Source organism: Sphingomonas sp. QA11 (assembly GCF_028473665.1).
In the GTDB taxonomy this organism is placed as follows: Bacteria; Pseudomonadota; Alphaproteobacteria; order Sphingomonadales; family Sphingomonadaceae; genus Sphingomonas; species Sphingomonas phytovorans.
On record NZ_CP098774.1, the window covers coordinates 5,410,935 to 5,433,571 of the forward strand.

Genomic DNA, 22,637 nt, shown 5'->3' on the forward strand with positions numbered 1-22,637 from the left:
ACCCTATTTCGGCCGTCCGTACAAGTTGCTCGTCGGGGGAGTCGTCACCTTTTCCGGATCGTACATATAGTCCGTCACGTTGATGAGATCGTCGGTATATTTGTGCATGAAGGCACGGTACGCAGTGCTGAGATCCGGGCCGTAATAAGTGAGCCAATACTGCCTTTCGTCGGGCGGCACATTCTGCTTCCAGTGCGATGCGCTCAGCGGTTTGCCCTGAAGAAAGTCAGTCGCACCCTCCAATCCCTCATGATGGGCAAGATAGGCATAACGCGCGAGCGCAGCGGGGGATTCGTCCAGTAACACCCCTCGCTTTCTCAGCCTGGCGAGATTGAATGCGGCATAATCGGCAGAGGGCGTTGATGGAATGATCGGCGTCGAAGCGGAGAGCAAGAAACGCCTGCTCATGCGTCGCCGCGATCTTGCCTTTCTTGTCGAGATAGCCGAGCCCGGTTGCAAGGTTCCAGTGACAGTGCATTCATCTCGACTTGGGGTCGCCCACAGCCAGAGCTATGAAATGCACTGTTACCGGAAGTCCTTGTCACCGGAAGTCTTTGAATCGACTCTGCCCCGCGAGCCGTCCGATCGACGCCAGCAAATCGTCGCGCATCGCCATGCCGGTGGAGATAACGGCGACACCTGCAACAGTCCTAATTCTCCCCGCTCTCCCTCATCAAGAGGTCAATGCCTGTTCGGCCCCCCGATTGCCTTTTTCGTAGCGCCAGTTCTGCAAGCGCGGGGCTTGGTTTTGTCGAGTGATGCCAGTTTCTTCATCATCTCGCGCATCGCTTCGTCCATCCGTAGCGTCACTTTATCTCCTCGACGATCACAGGTCCGTCGTTACAGGCGAGATGGTCGAGCCTCCGCCATTTCTCCACCTCCATGTCGGCACGCGTGATCATTACATCCGCATACACATCCGTCTCGGTGGCAACGCCAGGACGGACAATAACCCACACCTCCCGGATATGCGCCATCCGGGGACAGCCACTATGGCGCGTATTTTCAAGCGCCTGCGTCAACCATTCGCGAGACCGGGGCCAATGCGGAAACAGATAGTTCATGGCCTGAAAGAAGGCGGGGGGAACCTCTACCCTAATCCTCGTCACTGCGTCCTCGGCGAAGTTGAACAGGATAGGATTCATCTCCATCCGATCGATTGGCGCTGGGGAGACTTCCGGCTCGATCTCGAAAATCAGGCAGTCCGGTCTTTGGTTCGTTCCATTGAGGCACGGGTTCATGCTTCGCAAAGCGGCATGCAACATGGTGGCTGGCCTGTCGATCCCGGGTGTCGCTGCGGCACTCTGTTTCGTCGGAACGAATGTCAAGGCGACGGACAACAGGGCAGCGCAAAGAGTCACAAAAATTGCAGGCTGGGTTGTGGAACGCATAAATCGTCTCGCTCGTCAGAATACACTAGGCGTAAGGTCGCCTCCGAATCCTTCAGTCACCAGGCGGCCTGATTGCGCGATGAGAAGCATGGTCTCTTTTTGTTCTCATTTGGTCAAGGAATATCTCTCAAATGCGAGCGGTGTCCTAAAAACCTTTCAGTCCGAAGGAGTGCCATCTCAACGGCGATATGAAAGCTTGGGGGATTTCTTTCCGTGTCTTCCACGCCTGTTCAGCTTCGCGGAACTCCTTTTTGCGCGCGTTGAAGTGCTGGACGAACAGCGCGAGGAGGTCATTGAAGCGCACCGGAGTACGTTGGCGAGGAGGATTCGTGATGGGCCCGGCATCGGGTGCTCCCTTGCCGCCTGAATAGTAACTATAGTCCTTTTCCGAATTCATCGGGATAGAAGCAAAAATCCTGGCAGCTATGCTGAAGGCGCCGCTCAGATTCCCCTTGAGGAGTTCGTCGATCGCTCCCTTCTGGGCAAGCTGCGTTATCGCGATGAGATCTTGGGTTGTCGGAGAAAAATCCTTGCGTGACCAAAGGTTGCCGCCAAAGTTCTCCCAATTGGGTTTCGTGATTTGATATCTGCCGATCGGTACGCGGCCATGGAATGTCGTGAGATCCGGTAGCTTTTCCTTGTTGGGGTAATGGGTCCGATAATACCCGTCGTCCTCCGTATCCTCGGTGCGAGCAAACACGTCGAGCAAAGCCTTCACTTCCGGAAGTGTATAAAGATAGCCAGCATTCTCTCTGATCTCTACCCTTACCTTGGACGAGGTTTGTTCGGCACCTGGCGACCCGTCGGGGTAGGCGATATCGGGGCCAGCGAGAGGCTTAGGCTCCATTAACCAGGCTCGTTCTTCCGGTGTCGTCCGATAGTCACCATTGACGCCCCGGCCCGGCCCGCCAAAGCCGGTGTCGTAGGTCGATAAATTGGTGCCGAGCGGTGCCGCCGGCCGGTCATCGGCCTGTTTGGCCGCCGGGCGCATACGCCTTGCGGCGGCGCGCGCGCCTGCTGATTCGTTTATCCTTATTGGTGTAAGGCCTGTCGTGAACCCGCCAATCGACCCGTCATCCTCAACCGGAGCGGCGGCATCGAACGGGGTTGGTTTCGTGGTGAAATGGACAGCCGGACTTGGCCGCGTCGAAGCATCGCCCCCATGATCGACCATGAACGCGGCGTTAGCAAGGTGCGGTGCACCCGCCGACCGCGTGCTACGGATATTCGCCTGCGCCGGATCGATCCCGTCGTCGATCGGCATCCCATTGAAATTGATGTCGGCGGACGATTCGGGCGTTATAGCACCTTGCGCTCCCGATACGTCGTCCGGGGTGGCATCGTTGGTCATCGATGTTGTGGCTGGTGCGCTCGCCGCCAGCGACGGTCCGGACACGCTTTCAGGTGACGATCCGAGCACCTTGCATCCACCCGATTTCCACCACCGGATCGCCTGGTCGGCGGTGTAGGTGAACGGCACCAGCCCCTCGGCGATCAGCGCATGGCCGAGATACTTATCGACCTCCTCATAGGTCGCGGCACGCTCGCCTTTGGTCACTTCATCGAGGTCGTCCATCGTGCGCGACATCAGCGCCATTGCCATATAGCCGCCCTTGGGATGCCGCATGCTCAGATGGTCGGGCACCTTCCAGGTCGAAGGCGGTCCGTCCCAGGGTGAGGGCGGCGGGGCAGGCGGGCGCTCCGGGCGCGGGCGGGCGAGGTGCGCGTTCTCCTCGATGAAGCGATGCATCCATTGCTCGTCCGTCTCCTCCTCCGGTGCTGGCGGAGCATCGGGCGGGCGGTTCAACTCCGCCTCGCCCGGCGCGGTAACGGCGTCGGATGTGGCTGTAGCAAGGTCGTCCTGCGGGTCGGTCGGGATCATGCGGTGCCTCCTGGAACGGGAGGTCAATTGCGCATGGTCGCGGCCGGTTTTGAATCGATCCTACCCCGCCAGCCGCCCGATCGACGCGAGGAGTTCGTCGCGCATCGCCATGCCGGTGGTCGGCGTGGGCAGGCCGGGGCCGGCCGCGAGCTTTGCGAACACCACTCGCCGCTTGGCCCCGCCGTCGGCCTTGTCCGCCCAGCCGACGAACCAGCCGAGCGGCTGAGTCCTGTCCTGATGCCCGTCCGGGGCGTTCAGCCAGCCGCTCCCGGTCTTGCCTTTGACGCGCCAGCCACCGCTGCCCTCGAACACCGGCAGGATCTCCTCGGTCAGCGCCGATTCCGGTGACAGTGCATTCATCTTGACTTGTGGTCGCTCACGGCCAGAGCTATTAAATGCACGGTCATCGAAAGTCCCCGGTGTGTTTGGCCCCATGGATAACGGGGGATGGCGGTGCACGCCAATCTTGCACCTGTCATCGTTTCCTGAATGTTGCGGGATATCACGGGCTTGAGATCAATTTTCTCTCGGGTCTTTCTTGTCTCGAACCAGCCCAGGATAGTGCATCTCCATATAGTCATCATCCAGGAACAGGCCGTTGTCTTTCTTGCACGCTGAAAGCGACCCCGCCCATGATCCCTTTTTGTAGATTCCCTTCAGCATCAGCCATTTGCCTTTCAGGTCGCGCCGCCTGTGCTGAAAGAAACGGGACGGGCCGATATTCAGGCAATTGGTGAGATCCTTGGGCGACTGCCGAACATGATCGCTCCACCAGTGCGACGTCGCCCAGACATAACCGCCGACATAGATGGTCTTGCCGTCATACAGATCCGGACTGGCGTCGAATGTCTCGGGCGTTTTCGCACGGTCCGGGCGATCGGCGTTCGCCAGATCATGCTGCCCCACGCAGCCCGCGGCGATCAGGCACAATGCGAGCAGGGCTGGTCTGTTCATGTCAATTTCTCCCGTCCGGCGGTGCCTCTGTCAAAAACAATTGCTGGGACCTATCAAGATTGCCCTGCAGTGACCGTCTTTGCTGAGCGGACACTATTTCTTGTGGCGCCGTGAAGATCAATTGCCCCTCGACCATTTCGTGCCAGCCGATCTTGCCGTTGTAGACGGTTGCCATCGGAATGCTGCGCTTGAACAGTGCATCGGTGTCGCCATAACCGTCATTTTCCGAGGGGGCATCGACCATGCCATCGGATCCGTCGCCGGACGGATGGCCGTGTATGCCGAAAAGCACCTTGCCTGGGCCGGATGGTCGGCCCCTATATGTCAGGTTGCCGGCCTTTCCCCTGGCCACACGTACTTCGATCCTGCCGTCAGGCATCAGATAGCCGAACGCTAGGATTTCTTCTTCGCCCGCATTGACTTTCAGATTCCCGATATTGGCCTCAGCGGCGGTTTTCATCTCGGGTGTGGCGACGATGGTCCTGCGCGCGAGACGAGGCAGGTCTTTGGCTTCGACCTTGGCTGCTATGACCCATTCGCCCCTCGTCCTGAGCGTGGTTTGAACGCGAGGGTAAGCGCGCGGGATCTCCGCTTTCGGCAACAATTTGTGGGAAGCCTGTTCTTCCAGATAGTCCTCAAGGTTGGTTCCTTGAACGACCCTCCGATAGGCATCGCTCCCTGCGCCGCCATCGCTCACAGGTGCCCGGTCGTTGTGCGGGATGGATGCCGCGTCAGTTTGCTGTGCGTTGCCTGTCGGGGCTCGTCCTTGCACCATATGCGTGTCGGGGGCGGCCTGTGCGGGATCGATCTGATCGTCGATTGCCATGCCATTGGCATTCATGTCGACCGACGATCCGGTCGCGCCGCCTTGAATGCTTGATACTTCGTCCAGCGCGGAATCGTTGGTCGTGATCGTCTCGCCGGACGCGCGCCTGAGGAACAGAGCCGGACTCGGCTGCGACACAGCCTGACCGTCCGGACCAACCATGAACGCGGCATTCGAAAGATGCGGCGCACCAGCGGGGCCGTCGTTGTGAAGATTGGGGTCAAGATTCTGACTAGCGTCCGATGGCATCGGCAGGGGGCTGACAGACGCGCCACCCAGCACCTTGTACCCGCCCGATTTCCACCAGTGGATCGCCTCGTCGGCGGTATAGGTGAACGGGACCAGCCCTTCGGCGATCAGCGCATGGCCGAAATACTTGTCCACCTCCTCATAGGTCGCGGCGCGTTCACCCTTGGTCACCTCGTCAAGGTCGGCCATCGTCCGGGACATCAGCGCCATCGCCATATAGCCGCCCTCGGGATGCCGCATGCTCAGCTGGTCGGGCACCTTCCAGCTTGAGACCGGCCCGTCCCAGGGTGAAGGCGGTGGGGCTGGTGGCCGTTCCGGGCGCGGGCGGGCGAGGTGCTGGTTCTCCTCCAGGAACCGCAGGATCCATTGCTCGTCCGTTTCCTTCTCCGGCGCTGGCTGCGTCTGCGCGTCGGGCGGGCGGTTCGGGTCCACCTCGTCCGGCGCGGCGATGGCGTCGGGCATGGCAGTGGCAAGGTCGTCCTGCGGGTCGGTCGGGATCATGTGGTGCCTCCTCGATCAGAAGGCCATCTGCGCAGGATCGCGCCGCTTTTGAATCGATCCTACCCCGCCAGCCGCCCGATCGACGCCAGCAGATCGTCGCGCATCGCCATGCCGGTGGTGGGCGTGGGCAGGCCGGGCCCCGCCGCGAGCTTTGCGAACACCACCCGGCGCTTGCCCCCGGGGCCGGCCTTGTCCGCCCAGCCGACGAACCAGCCGAGCGGCTGTGTCCTGTCCTGATGCCCGTCCGGGGCGTTCAACCAGCCGCTCCCCGTCTTGCCGTGTACGCGCCAGCCGCCGCTACCCTCGAACACCGGCAGGATCTCCTCGGTCAGCGTGCAGGCCTGCGCCGAGAGCAGTTTCCCCGCGAGCAGCCGCCGCAGCAAGGCGACCTGCTCGTCGGGCGAGATGGCGAGCGAGGACATCAGCCAGGCATTGATCAGCCCGTCCTGCTTGCCCGGATTGCCGCTGACGTCGCGATTGCCATAGCCCAGCCGGTCGACATAGGCCTTGAACCGCGCCGCCCCGAGCCGCTTGGTGATTTCGCGCGAATACCAGATCACTGAATTCAGCTCCCAGCTCGTCGGGTCGGTGCGCTGCTTTTCGACCGCGCGGCTCGCCTCGTGAATGGCCGGGTCATAGTCCCAGGCGGGGGTGCGCGCGTCCTTCAGGATGCCGGCGTCATACCCCATCAAGGCCAAGGGAATCTTGAAGGTCGAACAGGGCGAGAAACGTGTTCCACACTGGCCCGACCGGTGCAGCACCTTGCCCGTCGCCTCGTCGACCAGCAGGGTCGCGCGCGCCGGTTGCGTGATGATCGCCTCCGCAGCTACCGGGAATCCGACGATTCCGGCGCCCGCGCCAAGCAGCAATCGTGTCGTGAAGGTCCGCCGGTCGATCGCCATGTCCATTCTCCTCTGTCCCGATGACCTGCAGGCTAGGGTGGGCAGGGGCCCGCGCACAAAGGATCAAAGCTGGCACGAGCCCCTAGATTAACTTATGGCGCCGCGATGGTCCGCCCGCATCTGCCGCTCAATGCACTGCGCGCATTCGAAGCGTCCGCGCGGCATCTTTCCTTCACCCGCGCCGCGATCGAATTGTGCGTGACGCAGGCTGCGGTCAGCCACCAGGTGAAGGGGCTTGAGGCCCGCCTGGGCGTCCAGCTGTTCCGCCGCCTGCCGCGCGGCCTGGCGCTCACCGATGAAGGGCTGGCGCTGCTCCCCGCACTCGCCGACAGCTTCGATCGCATCGCCGAACTGGTCGAGGGCATCGGCGGCGGCATGACGGTTCAGGTCCTGTCGGTCGCCGCGGTCGGCACTTTCGCAACCGGCTGGCTGCTGCCGCGGCTGCCGATGTTTCGCGCGGCCCATCCGCGCATCGACCTGCGTCTGTTCACCAACAACAACCGGGTCGACATCGCGGGCGAAGGCCTGGATTTCGCGATCCGCTTCGGCGACGGCGCGTGGCACGGGACGGAGAGTGTCGCGCTGATGGAAACGCCGCTGACCCCGCTCTGTACTCCCGCCATCGCCCGCACCCTGGCCGAACCGCGCGACCTGCTCGCCGCCACCTTGCTCCGCTCCTATCGCGCCGACGAATGGCCGCGCTGGTTCGCCGCGGCCGGTGTGGCTGCGCCGCCGCTGCACGGCCCGGTCTTCGACAGTTCGGTGACGATGGCCGAGGCGGCGATGCAGGGTGTGGGCGTGGCGCTCGCCCCACCAGCGATGCTCGCCCGTCCGATCGAACATGGCGCGCTGGTCAGGCCTTTTGCACAGCAGGTTGCAACCGGGCGCTACTGGCTCACCTGGCTCAAGTCGCGCACGCCCAATCCGGCGATGCTGTCGTTCCGGGACTGGTTGCTGGCGACGGTGGCCGGTTAGGGCGGGCGGGTCGACGCAATGGGCATCGGCGCCGGATTCGTCATCCGGCACATCGCTTATCGGCGCGTCTGGCCCGCCCGGTAACCGCCCCGGCGACCTTTATCGTTTCGGCCTGCATCCGGATTGCCTCCTCGTTCGTAGCTGGCGCGCAGCGCCAAGCGGGAGGCAGGATGACCGAACTGGATAAAATCACCGACAGCATCGTGGTGCTGCGCGCATTACTGGTGCTCGACATGGATGCGCTGGACATTGCTGAAAGGCGTCTGTTGCGGGCTCATGTCGAACATTGCATCCTCGATCTGCAACGCCTGTTGTCGCGCCTCATCGCGGCGCCGGACGCCGTGCTCGACGGCGCCTGGGACAGGGAGGCGAGCGCCGGACACGATCAGCCCATAATGAACCATATAGGCGTAAAGCCTGAAGGCTAGGGAACCGGTCGCAATATTTCCTGGCACCGCGCGTCGAATGCCGTCGCCAGCGTCGCCAGGCTCACCATGCCCAGCCGGGCGATCAGCAGCGCCTCGGCCTCGTGCAGTGCATCGTCGAGGGCGGCATTGACCACCTGTTCGACCGCGCAGTCGGGATTGTCGCTCTCATTGCCGATCGCGAAGAGAGTGGGGCCGCCCACCGCGCGGTGAATGTCGAGCAGCGAGACTGAGCCCAGGTCGCACGCGATCGACCAGCCGCCGCCATGCCCCTTCTCCGACCGGACATAGCCGGCCTCGCGCAGGCCGGCCATCGTGCGGCGCACCACCACCGGGTTCGTCCCCAGCATCTTTGCGATCGTCTCCGACGTGGCGGGCCCTTCGTGCCGCGCCATGTGGAGCAGCACGTGGAGCATGCGCGAAAGGCGGCTGTCCTGTCTCATGCTCCCTGTGTCGTGATTGCGCGCGCCGATGGCAAGTCACGACAATACTCGACACATTATAAGTTGCGTGACATCAGGTGCACTCACCAAAAGCGGTGCCGTCCGCCGATCGCGAGGGAAGAATGATGAGCGCAAACCTGAACGACCCGGGTTTCTGGGACAGCCAGTCAGAATATCAGAAAATGGCTCATGCCTTCACCTCGGTCTATGCGAGGGAGGCGTGGCGGCAGGCGGGCCTGCCCGCCGGAGCGACGGTGCTCGACATCGCCTGCGGGGCCGGCGCGCTGGCCCTGGTGGCGGCGGGCGGCGGGGCGCAGGTGCTGGCGACCGATTTTTCGGCGGGCATGGTCTCCGCGGTGCTGTCGCATGGCCTGCCCAATATCGACGCGCTGGTGATGGACGGCCAGGCGCTCGATCTGCCCGATGCTTGCTTCGACGCCGCCTTCTCGATCTTCGGCATCATGCTCTTTCCGGACTGGCGCCGCGGGCTGGTGGAGATGGCGCGGGTGGTGCGGCCCGGCGGGCTCGGTTGCGTGGCGAGCTGGACTCATCCGGGCGGGGCCGCGTCGAACCTGTTGCTGGCTGATCGTGTCGCCGCATTGTTTCCCGATGTCGTTCAGCCCAGGCCGATCGAGGGCATGAACGAATTCAGCGACCCCGCCCGGTTCGAGGCGGCGATGGTCGCCGTTGGCTTTGCGGATGTGCGGATCGTCGAGACGACCAACGATTTCATGCTGGACATGGCGGCAATCGCCGAGCCCGGCCGGATATTCCAGTTCAGTCCCATCTGGGCGGTGCTCGACGAGGAGCAGCAAGGAATGGCGTTCGCCTCGATCCGCGCCAGCGTGGAGGAGGCAGGCGGCAGCTTGCCGATTCCATCACCGGCGTTGATCGCGACCGCACGGCGGATGTAGCGCGCCGCTACGGGGGGCAGGCGGACGGCGCGACCCGCCCCGCTGCCGCATTTCCGCGATTGGCCCGAAAGCCGCCCGCGTACGTTCTCGCGCCAGATGAACGGAACCAGCCCAGCCAACACGCCCCGGATCCGCAGCGCGGCGATGGTCGTCAACGCGCGGTCGCGCCGGGGCAAGGCGTTGTTCGACCGGGCCTGCGTGCGGTGCGCTGACCTGCCTTACCCGGTCGACGCGCACGCCGTGGATGATCCCGCGCAACTCGGCGCGGTAGTGAAACGGGCGTTGGCGAAGAAGCCTGACTTGCTGATCCTCGGGGGTGGAGACGGCACCATCAGCGGGCTGGTCGATTATCTGGTCGGCACGGAAACGGTGCTGGCGGTGCTGCCGCTCGGCACCGCGAACAGCTTCGTGCGCACGCTCGGCATTCCGGTCGACATCGACGGCGCACTTGACGTCATTGCTGGCGGACGGCGGCGACGCATCGACCTCGGCATGATCGACGATGATTATTTCGCGAACGGCGCCGCGATCGGCATCGCACCGCGCATCGCCCAGTCGGTGCCGCACGCGCTCAAGAAATATCTCGGCCGCGCCGGCTATCTCGGCTGGGCTGCCTGGGAATTCCTTCACTTCCGCCCTTTCACCCTGATCGTGGGCGAGGGCGCGGCGGCGGAACGGCTGGCGGTGGTCGAAGTGCGCATCTCGAACGGCCCTTATCATGGCGGGACGGAACTCAATGAGCAGGCCGCGGTGGATAATGGCGCGATCGTCGTCCAGGCTGTGACCGGGCACGCCAGGACCCGGCTGATCAGAAACTGGGTCACGAGCATCCTGCGCCTGGATGCGCGGCACGAGACGGTGCGGCATTTCTCCGGCACTGAACTCCGCATTGCGACTGAGCCGCCGATGGCGATCTCGATCGACGGCGAGCTTCTGGCCAGGACGCCGGTGACGGCGCGGGTCGCGGCAGGGGTGATTGAGGTGCTGGTGCCTTGATGCGCGATATTTTCTTCAGGATCTCGGGTTTGCAATACGCTTCGTCGACAGGTTGGTCGATCGCTCGCGTCACTGTTTGGTGCCGTTATCTCGTCACTATTGTCCCGCTCCCCCCCGCCCGATTTCCACCACCGGATCGCCTGGCCGGCGGTGTAGGTGAACGGCACCAGGCCCTCGGCGATCAGCGCATGGCCGAGATATTTGTCCACCTCCTCATAGGTCGCGGCGCGCTCGCCCCTGGTCACTTCATCGAGGTCGTCCATCGTGCGCGACATCAGTGCCATCGCATATAGCCGCCCTTGGGATGCCGCATGCTCAGATGGTCGGGCACCTTCCAGCTTGAGTGGGGTCCGTCCCAGGGCGAGGGCGGCGGGGCAGGCGGCCGCTCCGGGCGCGGACGGGCGGTTCAACTCCACATCGTCCGGCGCGGCGACGGCGTCGGGCTGCGGCATGTCGACCGTCGGCGGTCGGTTGGTATTCGGTGGCTAGAAGGGATCGATAGCGTCAACCATTGGGGGCTCTCCCTGATGTCGCACCCGCCCTGGCGCGGATGCGGGCAATGTTGAATCAAGCAGCGACGCCTCAGCGCAGCGCCGCCACCCGCGCTGCGAACGCCTCTTCGCGCGATTGCCAGCCGGCCCAGACCAGCTCGGCGACAAAATCATCCAGCCCCATTCCTTCGCGCCGCGCGGCCTTGATGATCGCCATCGTCATGTCGGGGTCGCGCGCCTTCAGCGCGTGCAGCGAGGCTGAAGGCATCCGGCCGGGCCGCTTCTTCGTGCGCCAGTGCGGTGTCTTGTTGGCCACGGGCGCGGTCGCCTTGCCGGTCGCCAGCACGGTGATGCGCCGGGTACGCTGATAGCGCTCGACCTGGATCAGTCCCTTGCGCTCCAGCCGCTGGACAAGGTTGACGGTGGTGCTGATGGAATCGCAGCCGCAGCGTTCCTGCAGCTCGTCGCCGGTCGGCGCGGTCCGCCCGGCCTCGGCCGCCTCGGTCACGCAGGCAAGCACTTCGCGCTCCCAGGGGGAAAGGGTGATGTCGTCCATATCGGTTTCCTTCAGGCGGAAAGCGGCGCGGTGATCAGCGCCAGGCGCGCGCGTTGTGCTGCGGTCAGGGGTTCGGTTGCGGGCGACGGGCCGCCGGGCTGCCAGTGGCGGTCGTGCGTCGCGATCAGCATGCGGATGCGCGACAATTCCCAGCGCCGCACCGCCATCCCGGTGCAACGCTCGCGGATCTCGGCGACCGCGGGGAAGAACCGGCATTCCCGCAGAGCTCGCGCGCAGGCGGCGCCCAATATGTCGGCGGGGATATCGCCCAGCCCCTCGGCATAGAGTTCAAGCCGGGCCTCGGCTTCAAGGTCGCTCGCCTTGCCGGCGGGAAAGCCAAGCGCGAGCTTGCCGATCATCCGCCTGATCTCGCGCGGCGCTGCCGGGGTCAGCGCAGCTTCGGTCGCTACCGCCAGTGCGGCCAGCCCGCTGCGCTCCTCGGGCGTGCAGACATGGCTAAAAGCCGGTGCCTCCGCCACCAGCGCCGCGAGCCTCGGATCGCAGCACGGCGCGGACGAGAGGGTTTTGCGGCTCGCCCGGGTCACGGGTGGTTGCGGATCGGGATGGGGGGCGGTTGCCATGGCGGCTGGCTCCTCTGGGGTCGTCACGGGGATCGAAGATCTGCGCCCAGCCCTTCTCGGCGGCATGGGCGAGCAGCCTGCCCGGCGGCCAGTCGTCGTCGGCCTGTGCCGCGAGATCGCGGATCAGCTTGCGGTACGCGGCATCGGTCATCGCCAGCCGCTTGGTCCGGCGATTGGCGAGCAGGTCGCGCCAGTCGTTCGGGTCGCAGCCGTCCGGGCAGGGAAACCGCCGGGCGGTGCCCGCCCCTCGCGCGGGTGCCCCCACGGGTACGCGGGGGTTGGGATTAATTTTTGGGGTCTGGGGGCTTTTATCAAGGGAAGGGGGGATGGTGCCCGTCACGGCCGACGGTGCGTCATGTGACGCGTTACCGGCGTTATCGTGTGGGGCCGCAATCTCCCTCTCCCCTCCGGGAAAAGGGTCGGGGAGAGGGGCAGTACAGCGCGGCGAGGCCAGCGTGTCCCACTGCCCCTCTCCCGCGCTTCGCTCCGCTCGCTTGCCCTCTCCTTTGGGGGGAGAAGGAAAAGAAGCCGCATCCCTCCCTTCCGTCACCCCGGACTTGTTCCGGGGTCCACCGTCCCTCGAACTCAACGGCGGTGAGGCTTGTGGAGCAGTGGATGCCGGAACAAGTCCGGCATGACGAAGGGGAGAGTCCGGCGAGCTGGTCCCGCAAGAATCTGCGCAATCGGAAGTCACATCGCCCCCGCCTGCCTCAACCGCGTCGAACAGATCGCCCGTCTCGTCCCCATGCAGCCGGTCGCGATAGCGTTGCTGCCGCCGGGCATTGCCGGCGCGCTGCGCTTCGCGCCGTGCATCCTCGCGCGCCGCATCGGCCTTCACCGCGGCGACGATCACCTCGGCCGAGGCGCCCGCCGCGAGCATCGCGTCCAGGATGGCGGAATCGATCATGCGCGCTCCCGCACCGGACGGGCGTCGCGGGCGGCGGAGGTGTCATGGTCGTCGCGGGGGTTCGCGAACGGGCACCCCGCCATCTGGCAGTTCCGCGCTTCCGGATGCCAATCCGATATGCCGCACGGCGCGCACCGCCCCGGATTCAACATGGCGCCCATGCGCATAGGATCCGGCAGGCTTGCTTGCTGGTTCACGACTCGCTCCCGCTGTTTGTTCCTTTTATGTTCTCATAGGAAATTTCCTACATTGCAAGCGCGCAATTGATTCAAGAGAGTCATCCGCCCGGTTAGCGCCTCCGGAACAGGAGGTACCGATGGCCATGACTATTCCGCCAATTGAGGATGCGAACGCCTTTCCGACGTCCGAACCCGCCCAAGGTCCGCCGATGCCGGATACCGCCCGGAATGCTGCCACCCCACCACAGGCACCGCAGCCAGCACCGGAGGAGGAGACGGACGAGCAATGGATGCATCGCTTCCTGGAGGAGAACGCGCACCTCGCCCGCCCGCGCCCGGAGCGGCCGCCTGCCCCGCCGCCCTCACCCTGGGACGGACCTCCCTCAAGCTGGAAGGTGCCGATCACCTGAGCATGCGGCATCCCAAGGGCGGCTATATGGCAATGGCACTGATGTCGCGGACGATGGACGATCTCGATGAAGTGACCAAAGGCGAGCGCGCCGCGACCTATGAAGAGGTGGACAAATATTTCGGCCATGCGCTGATCGCCGAGGGCCTGGTGCCGTTCACCTACACCGCCGACCAGGCGATCTGGTGGTGGAAGTCGGGTGGATACAAGGTGCTGGGGGGTGGCTCTGTCGATGCCCAGACGATGCCATCCGATACCACTTCGGCTCATTCGCCTGATCAGGACCTTGGCGCCAATCTTCACGACGAGGAGGAGCCCACGGGTGTACCGCACCCGAGCCCGGCTCCGCTGCTCAGGGGTGGCCCCGGCGAGTCGTTCACAACCAACGCTTCCGCGCTGGACGAGACGTGGGAGGCGCAACGCGACGCTCTGATGAGGTCGTCCGCCTACATCAATGCCAAGGGCATGGTGATCGACGATGGAGTCGACCCCCAGGGCAAGGCCGAAACGACGAGAAAGGCCCCGGCAGGCGAGCCGTCACAGGCCGCGACATCACCGACGAAGCCTGCCGATATGTTCAGGGATATCCAAGGCTGGGGCGCGCCCAAGTTGGCACCGGTCAAGGTCCCGCCTCAACCCGTCTCAGTTCCGACGCCGCGCCAGACCCCAGCCAAACCGGCCACCGTGGCGGGCGCTCGGCCCGGCGTCCTCAAAAGGGGCTGGCCGGTGCCCGGCGGCGGTTATACCGCGCAGAAAGGAAAAAGGGATTCGCGGGGCAAAGCCTATTCCGACGGCAGCTATGATCTTACCGGGCAGAAGAGAGGCGGCCGGAAGCACAAGGGATATGATTTGCCAGGCGAGATCGGCGCCCTCGTCAGTGCCGCCGCTGATGGCGTCGTGGCGGAACCGCCCCGAACCGAGTACGAGAAGATCTGGACGCGCGATGAGACCGGCGCGATCAAACGCGATAAAAATGGACAAAAACTCTTTACACACGGCAAGAAGGTGGTCGGCTGGGGAAATTATGTCATTATCCAACATCCAGATGGGTATCGAACGGTCTACGCGCATTTGCGGGAAGTGCCGCGGCTGAAGAAAAACGATCCGGTTCGCATGGGTCAGGAAATTGGCCGGCTGGGCGTTACCGGGAATGCCGCGACCAAGGGCAGCCACGTCCATTTCGAAGTTCGCAACGGCACGATGGCTAAAACCTACGATCCTGGTGATTGGCTTGCCGGGCGCCTGCCCGCACTCCGCCGCTGAAACGACGCATTCGGCCGACCATATTCTTCGATATGTCGGCGATGGATTGATCGGAACATTTGAAGTACAGATAAGTAGACTCGGACAGGGGGATTGTGCAGATGGGGAGCGGATGGATTGGTCTCGGCATGGTGGCGGCGCTACTCGCGCTTGCGGGGTGCGGTAACGACACGCCTTCACGCCCTGCGCCCGATGCCTCCCATGGTCCTGCATCGTCCGCCCCGGGCAAGGCGGTGAAAACCGCCACGGCGCGGCAGCTGGAAGCGGTGCCGGATGCGGCAAATGGTGTCGAGACGGGGCGAGTGAATGGAGAGGTGCAAGAGCCGCCGTTGCCGGCGCGGTCTATTCCCAAGGTCGGAGATATCGTGCCGAGCGATCGGGCACCGCTGAAGGGCGGCTGGTCCTATACCGGCGGTGCCTCCTGCAGTTCAGAAATCGATGATTGCTCCGCCGATACATATGACCAATTGGAGCCCGGCGATTCGAATATCGGCCACACTCTCTACGTGATCACTAAACCCACCGAACGAGACGCCTCGGGCGGTATCTCGAAAGGGCGCGTCACCCTTGTCTTCTACGCGCGTCTCAATGCGCTTGAGTCGATCTTCTGTTCCGTCGGCGGGCGTCACGCGGTCGTTGCGTTCGCCGATGAGAATTGGCGCAACGGCAGTGCTTACGTCACTGATGGCAAGACCCTGCAGGTCACGAAATGGCGCGACAAGGCTCCGCCGGATTGCCTGCCGCCTGATGAATCCGACGAACCAGAGGAATGAAGCGCGTCGATCGACCCGGAGGCATCTTATACGATATAGTCTACAACGTCATGCCGACGTTCGATCGGGCTAGATTTTTAAATGAAGATCTTGAATAAAATGACATATAAAGAAGTGTTTGATAAGTTTTGGCTGTGAGATTTCAGTCCATTAATCAGGAAGTCATTGAAGTATACAAGCTGCGGCGCGCCGATGTCCTTGCAGGCCTTTTGTCGGGAGATCTCGATGCCGTGCTCTCCAGGGCATCGAGGACATGGGCATCCATTCCGGTAAGTCCGGGTGGCACAAGCAGATACGAATATAGTGGGGAAGCCGCAGTCCTCTAAGAATTTCGAAGCACTGAAGTCGCTTTATCTCACGCGTCTGGAGTTCTATCGGGCAAAGGAGAAGAAGGACCCATATGTCAGTCCGTTCTAGGGGGAGTATGCGCAATGAGATTGCAGGCGAGATGCTTGCACCTGCCGCTTGGTGCCATGCTTCTGATCCTGTTGCCGTGTGGCACCGGTTACGCCACCGGGGGTGGGGCGGCCCAGCATGCTGGCATCGATCGTAAATCCGAAGACGTGATGCGGACCTTGCGGACGATCCTGCGCTGTATTCCTGAGAAGGATGCGAACAATATATGCGTTGCCCATAATTCGGGCCTTCAGGTCGTTTTTGTGAACACTCGTCCCGGAACGGGTGAGGTGACCTCGGTGGAGACGTTGGTCAGGACGGGCGGTGAGAATCTCAGGGATATCCGGCGTGCGACCCCGAGCGTCACGCGCCTCGTCTCGTTTCTGGTGCCGGACGCCAATCGAGCGGTAAAATCCGCTCTTTCCGCCATCGCCCGGACGAAGAAGACCGAGTGCGTGCAACTATTGCGATATGCGCACTACGAGATTGAGATCGAGCGAGTCATGCCCGCCGATGTCGAGGGCCTGTTCGCAGCGCTGATCGTTAGAAAATTACCATCCGGACGTTCAGGATCGGCCGCTACCAGCGGCGGGTGGAAGCAATGGATCGCCACCGAAAAATGTCATGCCCGGTAGCAGCATTGGAAATGATGCGCGCGATGAGAGTGACTTGCGTCGGAACTGCGTGAACGGGCGAGGGAATCGAGATGAAGCTTCGGAGGGAGGGGGATAACGAGACCGTTGAAGGGCAAGCCAAAATCGCTGGAGACTATGCCGAAGTGCGCGCCGCGAATAGACCGGGCGATATAGCGAAGAGGCGTGCTCTCGAAAAGCGCCTGAAGGGGACGGGCATCTATGGGCTATAAATGGTGCGGATCGGTCCTTTTCGCCGGTGGGGCGGCGATGCTTTCCTCGTGTCAGCTTCCCGTGAACATCGATATTCGGCAACTCGACAACGGACGTATTTCCATCAAGTCGAACGACGGGACTGACAACCCGCCGTGCATCGAGAGCATTCACATCACGCAACTGGAGGAGGGTAAGGCGCCGATCGATTCTCCCATCATATGGTGGGTCGATAGCAAACTCGGTGCGAAGGAGTGTTTCAGCGAGATCGTCTACCCCAAGGTGCCGGAGAGCTATTCGGGCGAGTTTGTGGCGGATCTGCAGCCAGGCCGGCAATATCTTGTTGAGGTCTCCGGGATTAGTTGGTCCGCATCCGAAACGATCGTGAGACAGGCACCGCGATAGGCGGCCGCCTATCGGACAACAGGGGGTGGTCAGTATGATTGACGTTCGCGAGGAATGCTCGTCATACGACCCCGGCTGATCCGATATTTTTGGCGAAGCCGTCGGGATGATATCCGATCACAGCCACGCCGGGTTGGGGCCGACTGGATGCGGTGCCGGACTAGGCCGCCTTTCATTCCCTTCCGGCCGGGCCGGGAAAACGCACCGTCGCATGCATCCGCAGAACCTACGGTCCTGGGGGACTGGCTTGCCGGACGCCTGCCCGCACTCCGCCGCTGAGACACAGTTCGACCAGACGTATTGCGGGAGTCCGGATGATGGATCGTCTGGAACATTTGTAGTACGGATGAGGCGAATCGGGCGCAGGATGGGGTGCAGATGGTGCGCGGATGGATCAGTCTTGGCTTGGTCGTGGCACTGTTGGCCTGTTCGGCATGCGGTAACGACAAGGCTCTGCGTTCCGCCCCGGGAAAGGGGTCGAAGGCCGCGGCGGCGCGCCAGGTGGCAACAGTGCCGGATGAGGCAAAGAATACAAGGGCGGATCGAGTAGTTGAAGAAGCCGTGCCGGAGCCGCCATTGTCGGCACGGTCTTTTCCTAAGGTTGGGGATATCGTACCGAACGACCGGGCGCCGCTGAAAGGTGGCTGGTCCTATACCGGCGGCGGCTTCTACGGCTCACGACCCAATGATTGCTGCTACGACCACTACGATTATTTCGACCAGCTAGAGCCTGGGGATCCTCATATCGGCCACTCTCTCTATGTGGTCACTAAATCCACCGAACGAGACGCCTCGGGCGGTATCTCGAAAGGGCGCGTCACCCTTGTCTTCTACGCGCGTCTCAATGCGCTTGAGTCGATCTTCTGTTCCGTCGGCGGGCGCCATGCGGTCGTTGCGTTCGCCGATGAGAATTGGCGCAACGGCAGCGCTTACGTCACTGATGGCAAGACCCTGCAGGTCACGAAATGGCGCGACAAGGCTCCGCCGGATTGCCTGCCGCCTGATGAATCCGACGAGCCGGATGAATAGGGCGCGACCTGGACTGACTGTATTTGGCGCTTTTCGTATTGAACCTGAGATATGATCGAGCGCTTTCGTCCGTATCCTTATGCTGCGATCGAGAAGATGATGCGGAAGATCGACGCTCATCCGGGATGAGGAACGCCCGCCAGCCCGTGGACCGTCCCCTGCCGGCCGTCCTGGAAAAACGCGCCGTCGCGCCCGTCCGCAGAACCGCCTTGATCCCGCCGCCACCGCCCGTCTAAGGCCGGGGCAATGGCCGACAATTACGCGCTTCGCATGCTCGCTCTTTCCATGGCTCAAATCCGTCAGCGGATGCGTGACGATCTCGGTATCGCGGGGATGGTGGAAAGCGGCGACCTCACGATCAGGATGAAGAAGGGCTCGCTGTTCGGGCGCGATGCCAGCGGCGATTTCGGCACCGATCTGCGCCGCCGCATCCTCGAGGCGCAGGAATTCCTTGAACGCGCCGCCTTCGCCGTCACTGACGAGGCGCTGGTCGAGGCCTATGAGTTCACTGGCGGCACCGGCGCTGACGCTGACCTGCTGTGGCGTGAGATCAGGCACCGCGGCCTGATCGACTGAGTCGACGGATCCTCAGGTCCCGGCAAGCCGTTCGAGCCGGTCGAGCAGGGGGCGCTGGCTCGCCAGCATCTTCGCCCGGGCCGTATCGATCGTGAACCAGTCGGCGCGGTCGACCTCAGGGATGAAGATCGTCTTCCCGCTGCGCGGCGGCCATTCCATCTCGCTCTGGTTGCTGACGATGCCGGCCGGGTCCAGGTCGCCCGCCAGCGCATAGGCTTCGACCCATTTGCCGCCCGATTGCCGGATACGGCCGAGCGGTTCCAGCTGACCTTCCGCCTCGCTGCCCAGTTCCTCGCGGAATTCGCGCCGTGCCGCCTCGGGCGGTTGTTCGCCTGGTTCAACCGCACCTTTGGGGATCTGCCACGCGCCAAGATCCCGCGCAGCCCAAAAGGGCCCGCCGGGATGGACGAGGAACACCTGCAACGCACCACGGCGCCTGCGGTAGAGCAGGATGCCGGCACTCAAACGAAAGGGCGGCATGCGTCGTCCCCGCTTTCCGGCCGCTCGAAGCCGCCATTATGGCGATATCGGGTGTTCGGCCCGCGGAGGCAAGATGCGGTTCTGCCTCTTCTACGGTGTCACCCCGCCACCCCCTAATCCGTTCCGGCCCCCAGCACGCCGTTTCGCTCAAGCAACAAAGTCCGCAGCCGCTTGGCATGCACCCGCCCGGCGGCGATGCGTGTGCCGCCTTGCAGGATCACCTCGCGCCGGCCGGTCGGGGTGCGCCGCACCTCGGCGATGCGCGACAGGCGAACAAGCGCGGCGCGGTGGACCCGGATGAACTGGGCGGGATCGACGCGCGCTTCGAACGCGCGAATCGACAGGCGCAGCAGGTGCGAGGTCGTGCGGGTATGCAGTCGCACATAATCGTCCTCGCTGCTCACCCAGTCGACCAGATCGAGCGGCACGCGCGTCAGGCTGCCTGTCGCGCCGCGGATCCAAAGCTCGGTCTCATAGGGGGAGCGGGCGCGGTCGTGAAATTCGGCGCGCAGATCCTCGATGATCGCCCGCATCTCCTGAACCTGGCTGGCCGAAGCGTCCACGGCCAGTCGCGCGCGGGCTCGGTCGATCGCCTCGTGCAGCCGGGGCGGATCGATCGGCTTCAACACATAGTCGACGGCGGAGACCTCGAAGGCGCGGATCGCGAAATGGTCGAACGCGGTGATGAAGATCACCGCCGGCGTCACGCCTTGGGGCAGCCGGTCGAGGATGTCGAAGCCGGTGCCGTCGCGCAGGCGGATGTCGAGCAGCACGATATCGGGCCGGCGTTCGGAGATCATTGCAACGGCCTCGTCACAGCTCGACGCCGATCCAAGCAGCCGCGCGTTCGGGATGCCGTTCAGCACGATCTCCAACCGGCGCAGCGCGAGCGGCTCATCGTCGACCGCGACGATGCTGAACACGCTCACCGGACGAAGCCTAACGGAATAGTGATGCTCGCCTCGAAACTCCCGGCGCCGGGCGCGATCGCAAGTCCCTGCGCCGGGCCGAAATGCTCGGCCAGCCGCTCGCGGACATTGGCGAGGCCGATGCCGTCGGTCCAGGCCCTCGGCGTGGCGGGCCCGACCCGGCCGGTATTGGCGACCGTCACCACCAGCGCGTCGCCGTCGCGCCTCGCCGTGATGCGGACCGAGGTGGGCGGCAGGGACTTGGCGACACCATGCTTGATCGCATTCTCGACCAGCGGCTGGAGGATCAGCGCCGGCAGCGCGGCCGTGCGAAGCTCCTCCGGGAGGAAGAATTCCACCGTCAGGTCGGGGTAGCGCATCTGCTCGATCGCCAGATAGCGCCGGTGCAGGTCGAATTCATGCTCGAGCGACGCGTCGATCAGCGGATCGATCGAGAGGGTGGAGCGGAAGAAGGTCGACAAGCCGGTCAGCATCTTCTCCGCATCGGCGCTCTTCCCGTCGAGAATCAGCGCCGAGATCGAATTCAGGCTGTTGAACAGGAAATGCGGGTTGATCTGGTTGGAGAGCGCGCGGAGCTTCGCGCTGTGCGCGAGGTTGCGGAGTTCGGCCGATCGCCGCGCTTCCTCCTTCGCGTCGAAATTATATTCGATCGCCAGGTACAATCCGGTCCAGGCGATGAAGAACCAGGTCCATAGCGACAATACGGATATCGCCGCGTTCCAGTCGACGATGGTGAGGTGGATCGTCCGCCCGTCAAACGCGGCGAAGGCGAAATAATTGAACCAGGCGAAGGTCTCCGCCGCGAACGGCGCGGTCAGCGCGAGGGCGAGGGCGCGGGTGCGGAAGCTGCGGTGCGACAGCCGTCGCAACAGCCGGTGCAGCGCGTAGCAAAAGGCGAGCCCGATGCCGTACACCAATATCCGCACCACCGCCAAAGCAAGCAGATGCGGGGTGCCCGCCAGCGCGGCGCCAAGCGCGAACATGGCTAGGCTCGCGCCCCACATGCTGAGCGTCAGGATCAGCTTCGCACGGGTTTCCGGCCAGGTCTCCCTGCGACCATCGCGTCCGGTCGATTCTTCGACATAGAAAGGCTCGCGCCCGGCGTTCGACCCAATGTTCGACAGGGGCTCGCGCGCGGCAAGGGGAGTCGGCGCCTGCATCGGTCCGATGTCGCAAATCATCGCTTGTGTGTCGACAGACGCTCGACCCCTGGAAATCGCCGTTCGCCCGCTCAGGTGTTTGTGATCGACTCTTCCAGCGCCCGGCGGATCGACCGGGCCGTGATATAAGCCATCGGAATCCCTACGCAGACGATATGCGAGAACAGGGCGCTCGCCATCCGGAGCGGGGCGACTGGCGGGAAGGTCGACGGCCAGCGCAGCGGCACTACGATCCAGTTCATGACGAGATAAAGAGCGAAGCCATAGGTGATGCCCGAGATCAGCGGCCGGGCCGCGATGAAGGGCAGACGGCCCGCCGCCACGACGAACACGCCGGCCATCGCTGACATGATCGTGAAATGGACGATCAGGCCAGCCAGCGCGGCGGAAATGCCGCCGGCCAGCATGCCATCCCCGAACGGCCCGCTGGCGACGGTCTGAAGGACCTGGACCGGGCCCGTGCCGCGCAGTCCGGAGAACAGGAAGGCGCTGGCAAGGTCGAGCGTGCCGCAGGCCAGGGTCGCTGTCAGGATGGTCCTGCCGGCTGAGTGCATGATCGATCCTCCCCTATGCTTCTCGGGACGTCGCTGCGCCCCGGCGATGCGGCTTGCCACGGGGTTGCCCGCCAACGGACGGAATAGGCCGCCGAACGTCCGGTTCCGGCTGGGCGGGCTCTCTCCGCCCTCGATCGGCGACTTCCCGGTGGCGCGCCCGCGCGCCCGGCGGCATGATCGCTCCATGACCGATCATATGACCCTCCGCCCTGCCCACGCCGCCGATGCCGGCACGATCCGCGCGCTGGTGCGCGAGGCCTATGCGAAATGGGTGCCTGTGATCGGCCGCGAGCCACGACCGATGACCGCCGATTACGACAAGGCCGTGCGCGATCACCGCATCGACCTGCTCTACATGGACGGAACGCTGGCCGCGCTGATCGAGACGGTAGGGGAGGCCGATTGCCTGCTGATCGAGAATGTAGCGGTCGCCACGGCTTTTCAGGGCAGGGGCCTTGGCCGGCATCTGCTCGCGCATGCCGAGGCTCTGGCCGCCGCGGCTGGTCATCGCCGGATCAGGCTCTTCACCAATGCGCTGATGGCGGCGAACCGCCGTCTCTATGCCCGGCTCGGCTACGGGCTGGATGGCGAGGAGGAATTTCCCGGCGCGATCGTCGTGCATATGAGCAAGGCGATCGGCTGAGCG

The 22,637-nt window shown here is 63.7% G+C and carries 27 protein-coding genes; 12 read left to right on the forward strand and 15 right to left on the reverse strand.

The window, feature by feature from the left end:
- Positions 1–3: 3 nt before the first annotated feature.
- The 7 genes from NDN01_RS24995 to blaOXA all read right to left on the reverse strand — a co-directional run bounded on the left by NDN01_RS24995 (position 4) and on the right by blaOXA (position 6,705).
- Positions 4–408: a hypothetical protein gene (locus tag NDN01_RS24995; protein ID WP_272624925.1), complete on the reverse strand. Its 405-nt coding sequence runs from the start codon at positions 406–408 to the stop codon at positions 4–6.
- Between the two features lie 398 nt (positions 409–806).
- Positions 807–1,391, reverse strand: a complete 585-nt coding sequence (locus tag NDN01_RS25000; RefSeq protein ID WP_272624926.1) for a hypothetical protein — start codon at positions 1,389–1,391, stop codon at positions 807–809.
- Positions 1,392–1,536: 145 nt separating this feature from the next.
- A complete protein-coding gene (locus NDN01_RS25005; protein ID WP_272624927.1) occupies positions 1,537–3,273 on the reverse strand; it encodes a hypothetical protein in 1,737 nt (578 codons plus the stop codon).
- Positions 3,274–3,333: 60 nt separating this feature from the next.
- Entirely contained in the window at positions 3,334–3,633 is a 300-nt protein-coding gene (locus NDN01_RS25010; protein ID WP_272624928.1) for a penicillin-binding transpeptidase domain-containing protein, read from the reverse strand.
- A gap of 156 nt (positions 3,634–3,789) precedes the next feature.
- A complete protein-coding gene (locus tag NDN01_RS25015) occupies positions 3,790–4,227 on the reverse strand; it encodes a hypothetical protein (RefSeq protein WP_272624929.1) in 438 nt (145 codons plus the stop codon).
- A 1-nt stretch (position 4,228) separates the two neighbouring features.
- Positions 4,229–5,803, reverse strand: coding sequence for a hypothetical protein (locus NDN01_RS25020; protein WP_272624930.1), 1,575 nt, complete (start codon positions 5,801–5,803; stop codon positions 4,229–4,231).
- 59 nt (positions 5,804–5,862) lie between these two features.
- Positions 5,863–6,705: a class D beta-lactamase gene (blaOXA, locus tag NDN01_RS25025; protein WP_272624931.1), complete on the reverse strand. Its 843-nt coding sequence runs from the start codon at positions 6,703–6,705 to the stop codon at positions 5,863–5,865.
- A 105-nt stretch (positions 6,706–6,810) separates the two neighbouring features.
- On the opposite strand from blaOXA, the gene NDN01_RS25030 reads away from it, so the two are divergent.
- The gene (locus NDN01_RS25030; RefSeq protein WP_272624932.1) at positions 6,811–7,680 is read left to right on the forward strand and encodes a LysR family transcriptional regulator; all 870 of its coding nucleotides are present in this window, start codon (positions 6,811–6,813) and stop codon (positions 7,678–7,680) included.
- 170 nt (positions 7,681–7,850) lie between these two features.
- Positions 7,851–8,108 carry a hypothetical protein gene (locus tag NDN01_RS25035; RefSeq protein ID WP_272624933.1) on the forward strand — a complete coding sequence of 86 codons (258 nt, stop codon included), beginning with the start codon at positions 7,851–7,853 and terminating at the stop codon, positions 8,106–8,108.
- Here the strand turns inward: NDN01_RS25035 and NDN01_RS25040 are convergent.
- Positions 8,105–8,548 carry an Rrf2 family transcriptional regulator gene (locus NDN01_RS25040; RefSeq protein WP_272624934.1) on the reverse strand — a complete coding sequence of 148 codons (444 nt, stop codon included), beginning with the start codon at positions 8,546–8,548 and terminating at the stop codon, positions 8,105–8,107. The two genes, NDN01_RS25035 and NDN01_RS25040, sit on opposite strands and share 4 nt — an antisense overlap.
- Before the next feature lie 122 nt (positions 8,549–8,670).
- Between NDN01_RS25040 and NDN01_RS25045 the strand changes: the two genes are divergently transcribed.
- Complete coding sequence (locus NDN01_RS25045; RefSeq protein ID WP_272624935.1) at positions 8,671–9,462, forward strand: class I SAM-dependent methyltransferase; 792 nt, start codon at positions 8,671–8,673, stop codon at positions 9,460–9,462.
- 96 nt (positions 9,463–9,558) lie between these two features.
- A complete protein-coding gene (locus NDN01_RS25050) occupies positions 9,559–10,458 on the forward strand; it encodes a diacylglycerol/lipid kinase family protein (RefSeq protein ID WP_272624936.1) in 900 nt (299 codons plus the stop codon).
- A gap of 582 nt (positions 10,459–11,040) precedes the next feature.
- On the opposite strand, the gene NDN01_RS25055 is transcribed toward NDN01_RS25050, so the two are convergent.
- From NDN01_RS25055 to NDN01_RS25065, 3 genes are read right to left on the reverse strand one after another with little or no spacing between them, the layout of a single operon-like run.
- Positions 11,041–11,505, reverse strand: coding sequence for a hypothetical protein (locus tag NDN01_RS25055; RefSeq protein WP_272624937.1), 465 nt, complete (start codon positions 11,503–11,505; stop codon positions 11,041–11,043).
- An 11-nt stretch (positions 11,506–11,516) separates the two neighbouring features.
- Positions 11,517–11,984, reverse strand: coding sequence for a hypothetical protein (locus tag NDN01_RS25060; RefSeq protein WP_272624938.1), 468 nt, complete (start codon positions 11,982–11,984; stop codon positions 11,517–11,519).
- The gene (locus NDN01_RS25065; RefSeq protein ID WP_272624939.1) at positions 11,962–12,351 is read right to left on the reverse strand and encodes a hypothetical protein; all 390 of its coding nucleotides are present in this window, start codon (positions 12,349–12,351) and stop codon (positions 11,962–11,964) included. Before NDN01_RS25065 ends, NDN01_RS25060 begins: the two co-directional genes overlap by 23 nt.
- Positions 12,352–13,309: 958 nt before the next feature.
- On the opposite strand from NDN01_RS25065, the gene NDN01_RS25070 reads away from it, so the two are divergent.
- From NDN01_RS25070 to NDN01_RS25100, 7 genes are all read left to right on the forward strand, one after another.
- Positions 13,310–13,582 (forward strand): hypothetical protein, encoded by a 273-nt coding sequence (locus NDN01_RS25070; RefSeq protein ID WP_272624940.1) that lies wholly within the window; start codon positions 13,310–13,312, stop codon positions 13,580–13,582.
- A 2-nt stretch (positions 13,583–13,584) separates the two neighbouring features.
- Positions 13,585–14,844, forward strand: coding sequence for a M23 family metallopeptidase (locus NDN01_RS25075; protein WP_272624941.1), 1,260 nt, complete (start codon positions 13,585–13,587; stop codon positions 14,842–14,844).
- A 233-nt stretch (positions 14,845–15,077) separates the two neighbouring features.
- Positions 15,078–15,617 carry a hypothetical protein gene (locus NDN01_RS25080; protein ID WP_272624942.1) on the forward strand — a complete coding sequence of 180 codons (540 nt, stop codon included), beginning with the start codon at positions 15,078–15,080 and terminating at the stop codon, positions 15,615–15,617.
- Between the two features lie 452 nt (positions 15,618–16,069).
- A complete protein-coding gene (locus tag NDN01_RS25085) occupies positions 16,070–16,648 on the forward strand; it encodes a hypothetical protein (RefSeq protein WP_272624943.1) in 579 nt (192 codons plus the stop codon).
- A gap of 219 nt (positions 16,649–16,867) precedes the next feature.
- Entirely contained in the window at positions 16,868–17,263 is a 396-nt protein-coding gene (locus tag NDN01_RS25090) for a hypothetical protein (RefSeq protein WP_272624944.1), read from the forward strand.
- Between the two features lie 378 nt (positions 17,264–17,641).
- The gene (locus tag NDN01_RS25095) at positions 17,642–18,292 is read left to right on the forward strand and encodes a hypothetical protein (protein ID WP_272624945.1); all 651 of its coding nucleotides are present in this window, start codon (positions 17,642–17,644) and stop codon (positions 18,290–18,292) included.
- Positions 18,293–18,538: 246 nt separating this feature from the next.
- A complete protein-coding gene (locus tag NDN01_RS25100) occupies positions 18,539–18,868 on the forward strand; it encodes a hypothetical protein (protein WP_272624946.1) in 330 nt (109 codons plus the stop codon).
- Positions 18,869–18,880: 12 nt separating this feature from the next.
- Here the strand turns inward: NDN01_RS25100 and NDN01_RS25105 are convergent, their stop codons facing one another.
- From NDN01_RS25105 to NDN01_RS25120, 4 genes are all read right to left on the reverse strand, one after another.
- Positions 18,881–19,348, reverse strand: coding sequence for an NUDIX domain-containing protein (locus tag NDN01_RS25105; RefSeq protein WP_272624947.1), 468 nt, complete (start codon positions 19,346–19,348; stop codon positions 18,881–18,883).
- 113 nt (positions 19,349–19,461) lie between these two features.
- Positions 19,462–20,277 (reverse strand): LytR/AlgR family response regulator transcription factor, encoded by an 816-nt coding sequence (locus NDN01_RS25110; RefSeq protein ID WP_272624948.1) that lies wholly within the window; start codon positions 20,275–20,277, stop codon positions 19,462–19,464.
- The gene (locus tag NDN01_RS25115) at positions 20,274–21,437 is read right to left on the reverse strand and encodes a sensor histidine kinase (protein ID WP_272624949.1); all 1,164 of its coding nucleotides are present in this window, start codon (positions 21,435–21,437) and stop codon (positions 20,274–20,276) included. The genes NDN01_RS25110 and NDN01_RS25115 overlap by 4 nt, the downstream gene beginning before the upstream one ends.
- A gap of 71 nt (positions 21,438–21,508) precedes the next feature.
- Complete coding sequence (locus NDN01_RS25120; RefSeq protein ID WP_272624950.1) at positions 21,509–21,991, reverse strand: hypothetical protein; 483 nt, start codon at positions 21,989–21,991, stop codon at positions 21,509–21,511.
- A gap of 184 nt (positions 21,992–22,175) precedes the next feature.
- Between NDN01_RS25120 and NDN01_RS25125 the strand changes: the two genes are divergently transcribed.
- Positions 22,176–22,634, forward strand: coding sequence for a GNAT family N-acetyltransferase (locus NDN01_RS25125; RefSeq protein WP_272624951.1), 459 nt, complete (start codon positions 22,176–22,178; stop codon positions 22,632–22,634).
- Positions 22,635–22,637 lie beyond the last annotated feature (3 nt).